The following is a 16,187-nucleotide window of genomic DNA, read 5'->3' on the forward strand; positions in this document are numbered from 1 at the left end:
ATCCTTCCGCAATTTTGATTTATCCACTTTCTTGCTCTGAATGAAGCAAATTTCCATTTCATAATAGCATAGTAAGGTTTTTCAAACGTAGTAAAGGATAACTATAGCTAAACTTTCCTGCTCTTACTTGAATAATCAAAAAGGAGCTGCCGCGAAGCACACTCCTCCATTAATAATTTCGTTAGCGTAATAGGAACCTAGATGACTACCACTTGGCTTCCTTGGTTTATTTCGTACGAATAGGGAAAAACAAGTCTATCTCGGAGTTGGGATCATCCGGCTGGGTATAACGCTGATCATAAAACTCGAATTCATATTTACCCGTGCGGGAACCACCGTCGTATTCGTAAGGACTGTTCGGCAGCCAATGTCCCCAAAAATGCCCAAAGGCATCGCCTATACCGTCAAGAGGACCCCGATGCGTCAGCACGATATAGCGCGCAGCTGGTACTTCGATGCGCGTCATGCCCTCGGGAATGTCACCATCCTGAGAGATTTGTACAGAGGCCGTATAATTGAATGGTTCGCCGGGCGGATTGTCCGGATTTTGCAGCATAAGTCCGTAGCTTCGCCAACCGAGCTGACTAGAAACTTCTGGAATGCGCTTATTAAATTCCCCCCACAGCTTGGCAATGGCGTTCTCGGACGGTGGCACAGACATATCAAAATGAATCTTTTCGGTCATTCCAACAACGATGAAGGCTGGTTTTTCGATAATTTTAGTTTCGATAATCATGAGTGGTTATTCTCCTTATTTTGGGATGTGGGGATGTTACGCACTTGCTTATTCTGATAATGGAATTTTTATCCATATGCAAATTATAGAGTACATACGTTCCCTTGTAAACGTTTTTTTATGTTTTTAATACGAATACATCTTTGAAGAAAACGAAAATAGGAGCTGCTACAAAGCAGCTCCTATTTTCGTTTTCGTAGCGGAATGACAATCATTTTCTTCCAATACTTCAATCCCATTCATTTTTGGAAATTGGGAGCGACAGATTCTTCCCGCATATTTGAAAGCTTAATTAATCCTAAGCACAATTTTCCCGCGACCGTGCCTGGTTTCGATAGCCAGGTGTGCATCTTCCGCCTGGTCCAACATGTAGATCTGCCTGATCTGGATGTGAAGCCTGCCCTTTGAATGAAGATCCACTAGTTCTGCAAGCTGGGCTGCCGAACGTTCCCCGCGGACGACGCGAAGTCCGAGCTCCTCAATGAGGTCGTACGCGAAGAACGTACAGATGCGGTTCTTGTCCCTCACCAATTCCACCGCCGCTCGAATCCCTTCACCTCCGGCCGTATCGAACACGGCGTCAACACCATTCGGTGCGAGTGCCCGTACCCGCTCGGCCAGACCTTCCTCATACGTAACCGGTATGGCGCCCAGCGAACGGAGAAATTCGTGGTTGCTCTCGCTGGCTGTGCCGATAACGGCCTTGGCTCCCAACTCCTTAGCCAGCTGTACGGCGAAAGCGCCTAGCGATCCGGCCGCGCCGTTGATCAGGATTGTATCGCCCGGTTTCACTCCAATCGCCTTCAAGGCGATGTAAGCACCCTGACCGTTGCCAGTCAACCCGCCTGCTTCTTCCCAGGACATGGTATCTGGCTTGCTCACGATCTGATCGGCGCTGACAACAACATATTCAGCGTAGCCATTCAATGTTGTGAAGCCGAGCACTGGGTTGCCCACGGAGAAGCCGGTTACACCGTCCCCAACCTGATCCACGATTCCTGCGAATTCATTACCCGGAATTTGCGGAAGATTCACCGCGACCCCATATGATGGCGTCCAGCCGCTGCGTATGGCGCAGTCGTAATGCTGTACACCAGCGGTTTTCACGCGGACCCTAACTTGACCCGGACCTGCCTGCGGATCCGGAAACTCCATAACTCTCATGACTTCCGGTCCTCCGATTGAAGTAAATGCTGCTGCTCTCATAGGATATTCCTCCTTGTTTGTTCGATCAGAATGTCAAAATGCAACGTACAATTTCCCGCTGAACGGATCCTTTACGATTGTTTGCTTTTGAATAAGATCATCGTCATGTCGCTTTCCTCTTGCGTTCGGCTCTGCCGAATTGAAAATAATAGATCAGTAAAATCATCGCATGCAAGAAGGCAAGAACAAAATAAATATTGCTGTAAACGAACGCGACCGGAAACGAATTTGCCGCATTCCAAACGGAACTTGCGCCTTGATCAATTGTCGTGCTGTAAATACTTGCGGAAACGGCCCCAGCAACAAAGTTCAGCATCGCGAGCAGTCCCATGCCGACCCCCGTCTGTTCCTTTGGCAGTGTTCGGGAAATCGTATTGGACAAGGCAATCATCATGAACGATTGCCCCACATTGCCGAAGATCAGAAAGACGGCGATATAAACAGGTGAGATTCCCGCAAAGGAAGACAATAGAGCAAAACAGGTCAATAACAGCAAAGATGCCACGTAATAAAGGAATGGATTACCTTTTGCATCCGCCAGCTTGCCTGCTTTTCGACCCAGAATTGCAGTCGTGACGGCTGCCGGAGCTATCGCGAAGCCGATCAGTCCCGGTGCCAGATGGTTGACTTGGGACAATAGCTGGGGGCTCAGAAACGCTAGTGAATAACCGATCCCTGTCGTCAGAAAAGCAATCGCCAGCACAAGGGAATAGCTTTTATTACGGAACAGTTCTGGCCGGATGAACGGTTTCGCCACAGAACGGATTCTTGCTATAAACAAGACGAACAAAATAAGACAGCCTGCAGCCGGCATCCACGCCTCGTACGTGATCGCAAGTAGCAGCAACGCCGCTGTTCCAGCGAGCAGTCCGCCGCCTATCCAATCGATGTTGCCTGCATCTTCATGTTCATTATCCAAATATTTGCGGTAGTAGGGCAATGTGAATAGAGTAAAGAGCGGCATGCAGAACAGCCAACGCCAATGAACTATACTGACCACCAAAGTGGCCACGAGCGGGCCGATTGCACCGCCGATTGCCAAACCGGTCATTGATATCCCCAGTGCCCGTCCCCGGCTCTCCGGAGGAAAATAACGAACCGGAATAATGCTGGCCGTTGCTGGAACTACCGCAGCCCCTGCCGCCTGCAAAATCCGGCTAAGCAGAACCATCCAGTAAGCTTGGGCAACGAGGCCGATCAGGGAGCCGAATACAAAAAAGATCAGACCGAACGTCAACAGATTTTTGAGCTTATAGATGTCGGCCAGCTTCCCATAGATCACGGTTCCGATGGCATATATTAGTAAAAAGGCTGACGTAACCCAACTCACTTGCGCGAAGGAAAGCTGAAATTCCGCGCGGATCTCGGGCAATACGATATTGAACATAGACGCACTCATCACAGAGATGACAAGCGTGAATGCGAGAATTCGGATCAATTTTTCTCCTGCTTGCTGTTGAACTCCGGTTTCCATTTCTTCATCCTGCTTTCCGTAAGGTGGAGTTCCGTACACCGAATTCGAATGGCAAGCCCTTCTTCCCGGGAAGTTTTTTATTTCGCTTGCATAGTTTGATTTTACAGCGGATAATTGATAAATAAAAAATACATCTTACTCTATATCATACATTCCTTTGAGTATATAAGAGGAGGGATTATAGATGGAACTGCTGCAATTGCAGTATTTTCGTACGGTTGCCAGAATGGAGCATATGACGAAGGCAGCACAAGATCTGCGGATCGCGCAGCCCGCTCTCAGCAAGACGATCGCCCGGCTAGAGAAGGATGTAGGCGTGCCGCTATTTGACCGTCATGGCAGGCAAATTCGGCTTAATACGTTTGGCAAAGCGTTTTTGGATAAAGTGGAAGCGGCGCTCACCCTATTGGAAGAAGGACAGAAAGAAATATCCGATCTTGCGGGATTGGAGTACGGGAGCATTCATTTGGCGACATCGACGCTAGATCGTCTGTCAGAACCTTTGAGCTCTTTCCTTACTCTTCACCCGAATGTTAATTTTCGGATCACTCAGGCCTCGCTGGAAGAAATGGCTCATCTCCTTGAAGTCGGAGAAGTGGATATTTGCTTTACACCTTTGCCTATGGAAAGGCCGGATTTCAGTGTGTCGTCCGTATTAAACGAAGATGTATATCTGGCAGTTCCTCCGTCGCATCGATTAGCGGGCCTTCACAGCGTTCGCTTGAACGAGGTGGCTGATGAACCGTTTATCGGTTACAAAGAAGGTTTTCCTTTTCAAAAAATGAATGATGATTTCTTCCGTAGAGTAGGGATATCGCCAAATTACGTCTGTCGGGTAGACGAACCTGCCGCCATATCCAATCTTGTCCGCGCCGGACTAGGCGTTGCGTTGGTCGGCAATTGCGGAGGGCCGAATTCCCCTCTTCATCTGTTGTCCATTGAATATCCTGTTTGCCAACGTCATTTTCAAATTGTATGGCATAACAAACGTTACCTCTCCATGGCCGCTCGCAAGTTCAGGGATTTTGTGATCCAGTATTTTGCTGCTTCATAAGGATTTTCCTTACGGGTGAAGGGGTAAATTCAATTGATAGAAATTTGCGGACAGAAATGCAAATAACTCTCCACGTCTGGAGAGTTATTTTTTATGCAGAGGGATAACAATTTTACTCACATTTAGTTGTTGATATAGCGCTCGAAGATGTAACCGAAATCCTTGATCTTTAACTCAGAGTGCTTATTCTTCAACCAATTGTAGGTTGATTCGTTGATTGCATCGAATTGGGCTACCGGGGAAGTAGTTTGAGTTGTGATACGACCTGTCGCTTCCTTAGCAATAACTACGCTTTGCTTCGCATAACTAAACAAGTCCTCGTTATGTGCTACCGTCTCGGAAATCTTAATTAAGGCTTTATACAAGTCTTTGATCTGCTCGATTTGCTTCTTGTCGACATCAATCGAGAAGTTGACGTCACCGATAATGAACTTGATCTCGACGTCAAGATCGATAGTTCCTGCAGTTTCCAAATACACCTTGGAAATTGCATTTGTATGGTAGCTGTAACGTTTCAGCATACGCTTGCTGCTAATAGCACTATCTCCATCAAGGTGGATTAGGGCAAGGTTGGTAAAGCAGTATTCGTCCTTCTTCGACTTGATGATGAAGAAAATCTTCTCGCCATCCTCATGCATGACATAATCATCTGAATCTACCTTGTCGAAATCACTCGGACTAATAACCTTACCTATATCACTTAAACCTAATGCATCTGCCGCAAACTTCTTGAACAATGGAATCATCCTCTCATTTTGAAAATAAAGATAAGTCAGTTTCCAACTCGGGATTTAAAAAATCGATCCCTTAGTTTAACCCTATTATACATTAATGGTATAATTTACATAAGTAGTTGGATTGCTGTGATTAGAGTATTATGAGTCCGTCAATGTCTTTGAGGTTACAGCAAGAGTTCAATCCTGCGAAAAATTGAAATTTTCAGGTTATATTAAGGTTGTTTTCAGTAAATATTCAGATACTATTGTTAGTATAAAAATCAAATTTAACAACACTATACAATGTAGTGTTAATAGATTTGATTTTTTGCAATCGAAAACTACGCCATGTAGTGTTCATGAAATGGAGGTTAGGTTACAGAGGCAGTTCATTTATAAAATAGTTTTTTAGATTACATCTACAAGGAGGAATAAAGATGAAACTTAAACTAACCGCGTTGGCTGTTGGAGCTGTTGTTGTATTAGGTGGAGCTTATTATGCTTATGATTACTATGCCGGTAATCATGTGACCATTCAAGAAGCTATTCCTGTGAATGGTGCTTCTACTCAGGTCAGTACAGCTGCTGCTGTTGATACAGGTAAATTGAACGGAGACTGGAGCATTCAGCCAGATTCTAAAGTCTACTTCTCAGTAACTACATCCAAGGAAAAAGTAAACTTCGAAGGCAGCACAGTGATAGGGAACTGGGCATTAAACACCACTGATCTGGCCAAAATGAAAGCTGAAGCCGTCGTTGGTATCGATACGCTGCAATCTGGAAATTCCCAAAGGGACGGTCACATTAAAGGTCAGCAATACTTAAATGCACAAACGTTCCCTGAGGCCAAGTTTACGCTCAAATCAATCGATAACTTTCCTAAAGAATGGAAAGAAGGTGAGAAAGTTTCCTTTGACATGCTAGGAACCCTCACAATTAAAAATACAACGAAAGACGTAGTATTTAAGACCGATGCTGCTTATAACCAGGGTGTTATTAAGCTAGGGGGCAGTACGGCCGTGACTTTTGATGATTTTGGGATGAAGAATCCTCATACCGTTGTTCTGGACACAGAGAATAATGTGACAATCACTCTGAGTCTGGTCATGGGCAAGAAGACAACTTCATAATACTCTTACACAAAAAAGAACAAAGCCGCATTCTCTGCGACTTTGTTCTTTTTATTTTTGTCACTAACAGCTTCGCGCATACGTTGTTTGCCCCTCATGGTCATATCGCCCCCACTTTCACACTCTTTATTAACCTAAACTAAGATCACATTGATGCATGATAGAAACAACTCTGCCCCAATATCGGTCTAGAGAACGATCATAAATAACTGAGTATATAATATACTGTTTACATGATCCGCAATTTTGAAAAAGGGAGATACAAAATGAATATCAATTCCATTGAAGTAAACGGATTGCGCAAAAGCTTCGGCAAACAAATCGTTCTGGACGGCATAGATTTGGCGGTAGCCAAAGGTACGATTTTCGCGCTGCTCGGGCCGAACGGCGCTGGTAAAACGACACTGATTAACATCCTGTCAACGCTGTCCGAGCCGGACGAGGGATTCGCACGAATCGAAGGGTACGACGTCGTATCCAACCGATACGAGGTCCGTAGGTCGATCAGTCTCACCGGCCAATTCGCGGCAGTTGATGAAGTATTGACTGGTCACGAGAATATCATCATGATGTGCCGGCTGTCTGGTTTATCGCGGGGGGAGTCCCGCTTACGGACAGCAGAGCTGCTGAAACGTTTCGATCTCGAAGACGCCGCAGGCAAGCGTGTGAAAACATTCTCAGGCGGCATGCGCCGTAGGTTGGATCTTGCCGTAAGTCTAGTCGTTAACCGTCCGGTGCTCTTTCTGGACGAACCAACGACGGGACTTGACACCGTCAGCCGCCGCTCTCTTTGGGAAATCATCTTGCGACTTAAGCAGCAAGGAATGACGATTTTTTTGACGACACAATATTTAGAAGAAGCCGACCAGCTTGCAGACGAAATCGCGGTGATGGGTCGCGGACGAATCGTTGCAACCGGCTCCGCCGAGGCTTTGAAGGCGCGCGTCGGCGGCGAAGTCATCGAGTTGCGGAATCACATGGACGAAGTCATTCGATCCATACCGACGAGCGGCAGTGTTCAGGATGTTCGCCACACGTTGAGCGAGATCGCCCACTTATGCCCACCGGATACACGGCTCTTCATTCGAAAGCCTAGCATGGATGACGTCTTTCTTGCCTTAACATCCATCGATCAAAAGGAGGCTTCACTCACATGAACGATCTTCAACCAGTTCCAAAGCCCGCTTCTTTTGCAGCAACCAATACCGTCTTCATCGGTCGCAGTATCCTTCATAGCTTGCGCAACATCGAGTCGCTCCTTATGGCGATCATGCTGCCCATTATGTTAATGTTGCTGTTTACCTACGTATTCGGCGGTGCAATCGATCCGAGCGGCGACTACGTGAATTATGTCGTGCCGGGTATTATTCTGTTGTGCGCTGGTTTCGGCTCGTCCAGCACGGCTGTCGATGTCGCAACAGACATGACGAATGGCATTATCGACCGGTTCAGAACAATGCCGATCCGCAGCATAAGCGTAATTACGGGGCATGTCGCCGCTAGTCTCGTCCGGAATTCGCTCGCTACTTGCATGGTCATCGGGGTGGCGTTGCTTGTCGGTTTCCGCCCTTCCGCCAACCTGTTGGAATGGCTAGGAGCTCTTGGGGTCATCTTATTGTTCATTCTGACCTTTACTTGGTTGTTCGCCGCGATCGGCCTCGTAACGGGCAGCCCTTCCGCCGCCAGCGGCTACGGTTTCGCTTTGCTATTCCTCCCTTACTTGTCCAGCGCTTTCGTTCCAACTAGCACGATGCCTGCGTGGCTGCAAGGGGTCGCTAACCATCAGCCGATTACGCCAGTCATTGAGACGATTCGCGGGCTGTTAACCGGCACACCGGTGATGGATAACGGCTGGTGGGCCATCGGTTGGTGTGTAACGCTCCTGGTGATTGCGATCGGCTGGTGCAGCCTCGCTTTCCGCCGTATTGGCGGAAGGCGATAAAATAAATAAAAACAGCGTTCCTGCGATGCAGAAACGCTGTTTTTATTTAAATGTTAGCACTGGATGCCATTTATCCTTGACCCGATATTTTTTGCTGTAAATAATGCTCGATGCCATCCAAAATCCGTTCGAGTCCGAAATCGAGATCGTCACCAATGGGATTATCCGCTTCGTCCGTGTAAGCACCTGACATCAAGATGGGATGTAAATATGGAAACCGATCTGGCTTGACCAACTGTTTGAGGGCGCTGCTGTAGCCCACGCCGCTAAACGTTTCCGGACTTGCGCCTTCACGGATGGCACGGTCCATGTCTCGCGCAATTAGGCCGCATGCCCGGCTATAGCTGCTTACAAGCAGTAGGAATGACATTTTCTCAAAATCGTTAAGCAGGAAATCCCGCATTATTCTAAGCATCCAATCGATCACTTGTAGATTGCCTGGCGTGAGCGGTACGCTCGTAATCGGGATATCGCCATACCATGGATGTTTCCTGAAGACATCCACGCAAGCCCAGACGTATTCCCTCATTTCCTGACGCCACGTTTTACCCGCTACTTCAGGTGGAATCGGAATGTCGCAGACCGCGTCCTGCATGAGCACCAACAGGTCTTCTTTACTCGTAATGTAGCGATACAAAGACATCGTGGTAAAACCCAAAGATTGGGCGACTCTGCTCATCGAAACAGCCGCAAGACCATCCCGATCGGCAATGACAATCGCTGCGTCAACGATTTTCTTGACGCTAAGCTCGCCTTTGGGCCCCCTCCGAGGCTGCTTGACGATTCCCCAGCTCAGGGTAATCCCTGACGGTAACCTATTTAATGTTTCTTCATCGATCCCATCGCCGGTCTCCATGTTGTTCGATCCTCCATCATCAGCGTAAGTCCCGAAATTGTATACTTCGTATACAGTATATCACAATCGCTATTATAACGCTCAGATGGAGTTCATCCCTCTTTCCATAATTACATCAAGTTTTACAAGGGGATACGTTCTCTCTGCCGGGTGGCTAGCTCCCTCATTCGCTTTATTTTGTTATCGTTTACATTCCTTTAAAAAACAAAAAAATGATCCATAAGATCATTATCATAACTATTACTTCGACGGAACAAGGTGTGGCATTAAGATTTTATTCTGTACAGGATCGGTTTCACCACTTAAGCGTTTAATTAACAAATCACCAATCGTTTCCCCTAGCTCCTGAGGATTTTGCATAATGACAGATAGTTTATGATGAAACAAAGAAGAAAATTCAAGATTGCCGAATGAGACCACTTCGATGCTATCCAGCGGCATTCCTAATTCTTGTAAACCCAAATAAACACCGAAAGTCATTTCATTATTTGCTGAAAAAATAGCTGTCGGTCGATCAGGTAATTGGCTGAAGTACCGTATAGCTTTAATGCCCGATTCTCTAGTGTAATCACCTTCAAACATGTATTCATTCGTTGGCGTAATCCCCGCTTCCTCCAGCCCGATAATCGCGCCTTGCTTTCTTTCCCTTGCGGTGCTGATGGTCTTGGGGCCATTAATAATACCTATTCGCGTATGTTTTTTCTCCAGTAAATGCTCAATGGCAGACTTAGCGGCGTAAATATTGTCTTCTGTTACTGTATCCAGTTTCAGGTTGGAAAAACGGCGGTCAGCCAAAATAACATGTATGCCTGAGTCACTGATTGCCTGAATTTGATCTCTGTTTTCACCGGTACCGGCAAGAATAAGAGCTTCAATTCTTTTTTCCATCAGAAATTCGAGAGCTTCCTTTTCTTTCTCAGGATTCTCTTCGGTGTCGATAAAGAGTAGATGATAGCCTTGCTGGAAACAGCGATGCTGAATCGTACGGGCAATTTTCATAAAATAAGGATTCGCCATATCAGGCAGAACAATCCCCACACTGCGTGATTTTTCTTGTTTTAAGCTTCTGGCTATCGCATTTGGTTGGTAGTTGAATTTGCGAATGACTTCCAACACCTGCTGCTTGATATCCTCACTCACATAACCGGAATTGTTCATAACACGCGAAATCGTTGCTGTGGACACCCCTGCTTCTTTAGCTATATCCTTGATTGTCATTTTGACCAAGAGGATCCATCCTTTACATCAGCGTCATCGAGCCGATTCTCCATGTTAACGTTACCACATTAATACTATCTGGAGAACTCTGATTCGTCAACGACCGTAAATGCGAATAACCGCAGCCTTCAATAATGAGAGCAGCGGTTATTCAATTGGATTATAATCAATAATCAAAACATGTTTTCAAGTCATTCTGATTGAAGGTTAAAATATCAGCAAGCGGCAATCTTTTTGCTACAGGCAAAATAATGGGATGATCTTTATGAGGCTCTGTCTGATACCAATATGCGGTACTGGAATAATCGTCACTGCGATGGTTATTATGTCCATGTTCAATTGTCACTTTAATGGACGTGTCGAACATCACAGGATCTTCAATGTGGAACCGGTACGCTGAGATTTTGCCTGACCAGTTCGGGCCTCCACCGAGTATAAGACCGTGATTCGGCGTACATTGTTCCTGCTGCGGGCACCATGCCGTATTAAAGTAATCCTCCATCCCCGTACCGTGGAGTGAAGGGGGCCATGGTTCCCCATCAATGAAGATCATATCGTCCCCTTCTCCGTACCAGTTCCATTCCCGCGTCATACGCAAGTTATGAATGTTCAGGTTGCAGCCGACATAATGGCCCTTTCCAACTGCATCCAACATCACATAATTGCCGTCGCCTGTTATATTTTTTCCGCCGAATTCAAAAAGCGCATTGGAAATGGTATCTTCGATACCATCCGTAAGTTCGCGGCGCCAGATGGCATGAAACCTAAGCTCGCTATCGATCGGGAACGCATATTGTTCGTAATCGACATAGAAGTAAAACTTGATCGGTTGATCGGCATCGGATTCAACTTCAATCCTGGCATTGCTTCCAAACGGCATCGGGAAGAAGCAATTCAGCGCTCTTCCGTCTTCCGGACTCATCGCAAGCGGCGCTGAGCTGAAGTTTTTCGTAATGCCATGACCCATACCGAAGAAATCACCGATCGGAGCCTGTACACTCGGGTTTTCTTCGCCATCCCAATACATCTTGAGTACGACTTTTCTGTGCAGGTACGTTTCGATCGCAGCGTCGTCGAGCGGCGCCATCGTCATCCAGATATGGGTAATACAGCCGGAGCCGTCTACATCAAAAATTGTGATCTTCTCTCCTGGATAAAGCTTGCTATAGTCACGATTCCCGCCCGTTGTATCATAACTTGAAGCTCTTTTGCGCTTTCCTTGGCGAGTTCGGTATAAATCTCTTAAAGATGATCCTAACATAATCGTATCAGCTCCTAGTTGTTATGGAACCGGCATCATTTGATACCGGTCATTTTGATGCCTTCCACCAAATATCTCTGCATAAAGAAGAACAATAAGAAAGTAGGCAATGCAGCAATTACCGCCGCTGCAAGCACGATATTCCATGGAGTCACATAACCCCCGCCAACCAAATTAGCCAGTTGAACCTGAATGACCCACATCGTCTCTTTTTGTGTAATGATAAGAGGCCAGATATAGGAATTCCAGTTAGCCAGGAAAAAGCCGATTGTTAATGGCGCGATAATCGGCATCGACAGCGGCAATGCGATTCGGAAAAACGTCCCTGCCTGAGAAAGCCCCTCTATATAGGCTGCCTCTTCCAACTCCTTTGGAAATTCCCGATAGAACTGGCGGAACAGAAATATTCCATACGCGTTAAAAATGGCAGGAATGATCAAACCGGCAAATGAGTTGGTCATGCCTAAGTTTTTCGTTATCAAATACAACGGCAGCATGATGACAGCAAAGGGAATCATTAGCGTGCTGAGCATCCATGCGAAGATCACATTTTTCCCGGGAAATTGAAACCGGGCAAGCGCGTATCCGGACATCGCATGGAACAGCATAGCAATCACCGTTACGCTCGTAGACACGATAAGGGAGTTCATAATGGATCTGAGCAAATGCGATGAGGTAACAGCCTCAACAAAATTGGCAAACTCAAATTCCGTAGGCCAAAGTTGAATGTCAAAAACATGCGTCTCGGAACGAAGAGAGCCTATGAATAACATGTAAATTGGAAAAATCATGGCGACCCCGACAATAATCGACACCGTCGGTATTATGAATCGGTTCATTATTCGCAAAGTAGCACCGCCTAATCTTTAGAAGAGAAAAATTTAAGTTGGATCATAGAAAACGCGAATACGATCAAGAACAAAACGAAAGCGAGCGCAGAAGAATACCCCATATTCAACATTTGGAAAGCTTCTTTAAAGATATAAAGCACGCTAACTTCCGTTGAATTCATTGGGCCCCCTTTTGTCATAACAATGATATGGTCGAAAATTTGAAAAGAAGCGATCGTCGTGACGATCAAAATAAACGTATTCGTTTCTCTCAGTAAAGGGAAAGTAATATAGCGAAAGCTTTGAAAGCGGGTAGCCCCGTCTATATGTGCCGCTTCGAAATAATCGATCGGAATTTCCTTAATAGCCGATAAAAAAATCGTCATGTTATAGCCGATGTTGATCCACAGCAATGTCAGAATGACACAAAAGATGGCCTGTGTAGGAGAGCCGAGAAACTGTTGTTTTCCGATACCGACAAGAGAAAGCAGTTGATTGGCAAGGCCGTTTCTCGGATCAAGCAGGAACATGACAATGATAGCTGAAATAACCGATGTGACCGCAAATGGCAGTAAAAACATCGTTCTAACCACACCTACTGATTTACCCCGCAGCCCGTTTACAAGCAGTGCAGAAAGCAATGCGAGGCAAAACAACAATGGCACATAAACAACGCTAAAGAGCAATGTTCGTGTTACGGAATGCCACCACTGCTCATCCGAGATTAAGGTGACATAGTTCTGAAATCCAACATACACTTTAGGTGATAATGCGTTCCAATCATGCAAACTAACATAAAAAGCATAGAGAATCGGTATAAAAACAAATATCATTAATCCCAAAATGTTGGGAAGCAAGAAACTGTAAGCTGTAACCCATTCTTGAATCATACGGGCATTGCTGCGTCTTGGAGTCACTCTTTACCCCTCCCGAATTGAAAAGGAGGAAACGTCTTGCAGTTTTACGGAGCAAGACGCCCCTCTCCCCAGATTCCTGTTATTTCTGTTTGCTTAGAATTTCCGTGATTTTTGCATCGACGGTTTTGGCGGCGTCAGCACCTGACATTTTACCGTACATGACGTACTGCATCGCATCACCGACGGCCTCGACCACTTCGGATGGATAACGCGGTTCTGGGATCGCGGAGTTATAAATTTCTTCAGTGAACACTTTACGCAGACCTTTGTTGTAAATGTCCTTCCCTTTTTCGACTACGGATTTACGCGGGGAGTAAGCGAACTTCACTTCCGTACCCCATTTCAATGCATGGCTCAGATCCGATGAACCGAAAGCCCACATGACAAACTTGGCAGCTTCAGCCGCATTCTTGCTTTGACCGTTAACAGCCATTTTCCAACCCCCTGCATCCGTTGCAGCTTTACCGCCGGCAGGAATCGGAAGCGGTGCTAGACCAATAGGCACATCTTTATATTTCTCTTCAATTCGATTGATCGCCCATGTTCCGACAATTTGCATGGCTGCAGTTTTGTTACCCAGGTTATCGATCTCCCAAGGACCGAGCTGCAGTTTTTTCGGAGACAGACCGTCTTTGAAGAAGCTTCCCCAGAAATCGAGTGCTTTGGCCGTCTCAGGCGTGTTGAATGTTGATTTGGTTCCGTCTGCGCTCAGCACGTTACCGCCTTGCTGCCACAGGAATGGATACCAGATAAAGTTGAAGTATGGTCCTTTGTCTGGCGGAATAATCAGACCCGCTACCTTATCGGTTGTCAGTTTCTTCGCTGCGGCATGAAGCTCATCCCATGTCTTAGGAACTTGAACACCGGCTTTATCCAGCATTTCCTTGTTATAGTAAAGACCTAGTGTTTCCAATTCGAATGGCAGAGCCATGATCTTGCCGTTATAAGTTACAGCTTCAAGAGATGCAGGAAGAAAATCCTCTTTCACGCCTGCAGGGAAATCAGGTGTCAAATCTTTCATCAAACCGGATTTGGCGAATTTCATAAAATCGCCCGGGCTGATCATATAGAGATCCGGCCCTGCACCGCTTGCAAAACCCGTAGGGAGCTTGGTCGTCGTGTAGGAGGCCTGGTCATAAGTCGAATACTCAATTTGCACTTGATCTTGCGATTTGTTGTAAGCATCGACCAAATCTTTGAAGAACTTACTCTCAGCTTCGGTGTGCATATCCCAGAAAGCCAGTTTAACTTTGTCTTTCTTGGCGGAGCTTGTTTCCTTGGTGGCTTCTGTACCTTTCGGTGTTGCTTCGCCGGCTTTTGGAGCTTCTGTCGGTGATGAACCACAGCCTAGCTGTAAAACAAGTACGGAGCTAATCGCCGCAACCCCTAACGTTTTCCAATTCCGTTTCATCTGTTGTATCCCCTTTCATTTCGACTACACCTTGAGTATAATCCGGGGGGACAACTGTACATAACGAGAAATAATTTAGCTAGGTGGACTATTTTTGGATTTTGGACAGGAAGCGGTCGATCTTCTCTTCCATGCTCTGTGCCACTTCTTTACCGGATAGCCTGCTGTACAGTAAGCTCTGTAACGACTGGGTAAATATCCGGTTGATTTCTTCGGGATATTGCGGTTCCATCCGCTCCGTACCGAAAATTTCATTCGTAAAGACCTCTCGAAGACCGCGCCGGTAATAGTCAGAACCCGCTTCCATGACGGACTTGCGCGGGGAATAAGCGAACTTCACATCGCTGCACCATCTGAGCGGTATGCTCGTATCGCCGGAAAAAGCCCACATCACAAACTTCGCGGCTTCGCTTGCATAATCGCTTCGCGAGTTCACCGCAATTTTCCATCCGCCTGCAATCGTAAGACGATTCCCGCCATCCGGCGTCGGCAGAGGAACGACTCCGATCGGCTGATCGGCGTATTGCGTTTCCAGCATGCGAATATTCCACGTCCCGCTCACCTGCATCGCCGTTTCACCATTCGTCAAAATGCCAATATCCGTTGCCGGCCGTGATGGCTGCATATTAATCAACCCTTGATTCACCATACCCCGAAAAAAATTGTACATCTCCTCGCCTTTCGTATGGCTCAGTCCGAGATTCTTACCGTCATCTGAGATTAAATCTGCACCGGTTTGCCAAAAAAACGGAAGCCAGGAGAAGTTCTGATACACACCGCCGAACGTCTCTATCGTTAAACCGCTTACACGTGAGGATCTCAGCTTCTGCGCCGCCTCCATCATCTCATTCCAGTTTTTGGGCGGCGATATCTCATGCTTTTGAAACATTGATTTATTGTAAAATAAACCCATTAATTCGGTTTCGATCGGAACCGCATAAATATTATTATACAAAGTAACGGAATCCAGGGCTGCTGGGTAGAAATCCTCTTTCATTGCCGGTGTAAAAAACGAGTCGAGCGGCATTAACATGCTGACATCCGCTAGACGTTTAATCATGGGCGACGATACAAAAAAGATATCCGGACCCGTTCCGGATGCAAATGAAGCGAGCAGTCTTTCCCCCGTAAAATAATCATCGCTGGACACGTACTCCACTTTGATTTCTATATCCGGATGCAGCTGCTGATACTGCTTGCCCAGCTCCTGCCAAAATTCAAACTCCTTGGACGTATGGAACGACCATAAGCGAAGCACCTTCTTAGGCGCATTCGTATCCTTGCTTTGCCCTCCCTGCGGGCGAAACAGCTTGTCGAGTTCCGGTGATTTTGCTGATTCCGTGCTTTGCTCGCAGGAAATTAGCATGCTGAACACAGCCACTACAAGCAGCAGCTTTTTGGCAAGCATTACCCTCATTGCCATTGATTTTTTCATG

General features: G+C 46.4%; 15 protein-coding genes. 4 read left to right on the top strand and 11 right to left on the bottom strand.

The annotated features are described in order from the left end of the window. Positions 1 to 226: 226 nt before the first annotated feature. The 3 genes from QFZ80_RS22180 to QFZ80_RS22190 form a co-directional block, all read right to left on the bottom strand. Positions 227 to 736, bottom strand: a complete 510-nt coding sequence (locus QFZ80_RS22180; protein ID WP_307561032.1) for a GyrI-like domain-containing protein — start codon at positions 734 to 736, stop codon at positions 227 to 229. A gap of 288 nt (positions 737 to 1,024) precedes the next feature. Continuing rightward, the gene (locus QFZ80_RS22185) at positions 1,025 to 1,942 is read right to left on the bottom strand and encodes an NADP-dependent oxidoreductase (RefSeq protein ID WP_307561034.1); all 918 of its coding nucleotides are present in this window, start codon (positions 1,940 to 1,942) and stop codon (positions 1,025 to 1,027) included. A 103-nt stretch (positions 1,943 to 2,045) separates the two neighbouring features. Beyond that, a complete protein-coding gene (locus QFZ80_RS22190) occupies positions 2,046 to 3,416 on the bottom strand; it encodes an MFS transporter (RefSeq protein ID WP_307561036.1) in 1,371 nt (456 codons plus the stop codon). A 184-nt stretch (positions 3,417 to 3,600) separates the two neighbouring features. On the opposite strand from QFZ80_RS22190, the gene QFZ80_RS22195 reads away from it, so the two are divergent. Then, positions 3,601 to 4,470, top strand: a complete 870-nt coding sequence (locus tag QFZ80_RS22195) for a LysR family transcriptional regulator (RefSeq protein ID WP_307561039.1) — start codon at positions 3,601 to 3,603, stop codon at positions 4,468 to 4,470. Between the two features lie 122 nt (positions 4,471 to 4,592). Here the strand turns inward: QFZ80_RS22195 and QFZ80_RS22200 are convergent, their stop codons facing one another. Then, positions 4,593 to 5,207: a PH domain-containing protein gene (locus QFZ80_RS22200; RefSeq protein WP_307554073.1), complete on the bottom strand. Its 615-nt coding sequence runs from the start codon at positions 5,205 to 5,207 to the stop codon at positions 4,593 to 4,595. Between the two features lie 416 nt (positions 5,208 to 5,623). Here QFZ80_RS22200 and QFZ80_RS22205 point away from each other — a divergent pair, with 416 nt between their 5' ends. From QFZ80_RS22205 to QFZ80_RS22215, 3 genes are all read left to right on the top strand, one after another. Beyond that, a complete protein-coding gene (locus tag QFZ80_RS22205) occupies positions 5,624 to 6,316 on the top strand; it encodes a YceI family protein (RefSeq protein WP_307554072.1) in 693 nt (230 codons plus the stop codon). 266 nt (positions 6,317 to 6,582) lie between these two features. Further along, positions 6,583 to 7,473, top strand: coding sequence for an ATP-binding cassette domain-containing protein (locus QFZ80_RS22210; protein WP_307554070.1), 891 nt, complete (start codon positions 6,583 to 6,585; stop codon positions 7,471 to 7,473). Further along, the gene (locus QFZ80_RS22215; RefSeq protein WP_307554068.1) at positions 7,470 to 8,258 is read left to right on the top strand and encodes an ABC transporter permease; all 789 of its coding nucleotides are present in this window, start codon (positions 7,470 to 7,472) and stop codon (positions 8,256 to 8,258) included. The genes QFZ80_RS22210 and QFZ80_RS22215 overlap by 4 nt, the downstream gene beginning before the upstream one ends. 70 nt (positions 8,259 to 8,328) lie before the next feature. Here QFZ80_RS22215 and QFZ80_RS22220 read toward each other — a convergent pair whose 3' ends face one another. From QFZ80_RS22220 to QFZ80_RS22250, 7 genes are all read right to left on the bottom strand, one after another. Continuing rightward, entirely contained in the window at positions 8,329 to 9,114 is a 786-nt protein-coding gene (locus QFZ80_RS22220) for a TetR/AcrR family transcriptional regulator (protein WP_307561041.1), read from the bottom strand. 240 nt (positions 9,115 to 9,354) lie between these two features. After that, entirely contained in the window at positions 9,355 to 10,332 is a 978-nt protein-coding gene (locus QFZ80_RS22225) for a LacI family DNA-binding transcriptional regulator (RefSeq protein WP_307556042.1), read from the bottom strand. Between the two features lie 166 nt (positions 10,333 to 10,498). Next, the gene (locus tag QFZ80_RS22230; RefSeq protein ID WP_307561043.1) at positions 10,499 to 11,593 is read right to left on the bottom strand and encodes a glycoside hydrolase family 172 protein; all 1,095 of its coding nucleotides are present in this window, start codon (positions 11,591 to 11,593) and stop codon (positions 10,499 to 10,501) included. 35 nt (positions 11,594 to 11,628) lie between these two features. Beyond that, on the bottom strand, positions 11,629 to 12,432 hold the full coding sequence (locus QFZ80_RS22235) for a carbohydrate ABC transporter permease (RefSeq protein WP_307556040.1): 804 nt from the start codon (positions 12,430 to 12,432) through the stop codon (positions 11,629 to 11,631). 20 nt (positions 12,433 to 12,452) lie between these two features. Continuing rightward, positions 12,453 to 13,340 (bottom strand): carbohydrate ABC transporter permease, encoded by an 888-nt coding sequence (locus QFZ80_RS22240; RefSeq protein WP_307561045.1) that lies wholly within the window; start codon positions 13,338 to 13,340, stop codon positions 12,453 to 12,455. Positions 13,341 to 13,419: 79 nt separating this feature from the next. Beyond that, on the bottom strand, positions 13,420 to 14,751 hold the full coding sequence (locus QFZ80_RS22245) for an ABC transporter substrate-binding protein (protein ID WP_307561047.1): 1,332 nt from the start codon (positions 14,749 to 14,751) through the stop codon (positions 13,420 to 13,422). A gap of 88 nt (positions 14,752 to 14,839) precedes the next feature. Further along, positions 14,840 to 16,186: an ABC transporter substrate-binding protein gene (locus tag QFZ80_RS22250; RefSeq protein ID WP_307554058.1), complete on the bottom strand. Its 1,347-nt coding sequence runs from the start codon at positions 16,184 to 16,186 to the stop codon at positions 14,840 to 14,842. Position 16,187 lies beyond the last annotated feature (1 nt).

The organism is Paenibacillus sp. V4I7 (assembly GCF_030817275.1).
GTDB lineage: Bacteria > Bacillota > Bacilli > Paenibacillales > NBRC-103111 > Paenibacillus_E.

Bases quoted from the DNA above. Each gene is read 5' to 3' on its own strand.
- QFZ80_RS22180 (WP_307561032.1), bottom strand. From the start codon at position 736: ATGATTATCGAAACTAAAATTATCGAAAAACCAGCCTTCATCGTTGTT.
- QFZ80_RS22185 (WP_307561034.1), bottom strand. From the start codon at position 1,942: ATGAGAGCAGCAGCATTTACTTCAATCGGAGGACCGGAAGTCATGAGA.
- QFZ80_RS22190 (WP_307561036.1), bottom strand. From the start codon at position 3,416: ATGGAAACCGGAGTTCAACAGCAAGCAGGAGAAAAATTGATCCGAATT.
- QFZ80_RS22195 (WP_307561039.1), top strand. From the start codon at position 3,601: ATGGAACTGCTGCAATTGCAGTATTTTCGTACGGTTGCCAGAATGGAG.
- QFZ80_RS22205 (WP_307554072.1), top strand. From the start codon at position 5,624: ATGAAACTTAAACTAACCGCGTTGGCTGTTGGAGCTGTTGTTGTATTA.
- QFZ80_RS22210 (WP_307554070.1), top strand. From the start codon at position 6,583: ATGAATATCAATTCCATTGAAGTAAACGGATTGCGCAAAAGCTTCGGC.
- QFZ80_RS22215 (WP_307554068.1), top strand. From the start codon at position 7,470: ATGAACGATCTTCAACCAGTTCCAAAGCCCGCTTCTTTTGCAGCAACC.
- QFZ80_RS22220 (WP_307561041.1), bottom strand. From the start codon at position 9,114: ATGGAGACCGGCGATGGGATCGATGAAGAAACATTAAATAGGTTACCG.
- QFZ80_RS22225 (WP_307556042.1), bottom strand. From the start codon at position 10,332: ATGACAATCAAGGATATAGCTAAAGAAGCAGGGGTGTCCACAGCAACG.
- QFZ80_RS22230 (WP_307561043.1), bottom strand. From the start codon at position 11,593: ATGTTAGGATCATCTTTAAGAGATTTATACCGAACTCGCCAAGGAAAG.
- QFZ80_RS22235 (WP_307556040.1), bottom strand. From the start codon at position 12,432: ATGAACCGATTCATAATACCGACGGTGTCGATTATTGTCGGGGTCGCC.
- QFZ80_RS22245 (WP_307561047.1), bottom strand. From the start codon at position 14,751: ATGAAACGGAATTGGAAAACGTTAGGGGTTGCGGCGATTAGCTCCGTA.
- QFZ80_RS22250 (WP_307554058.1), bottom strand. From the start codon at position 16,186: ATGAAAAAATCAATGGCAATGAGGGTAATGCTTGCCAAAAAGCTGCTG.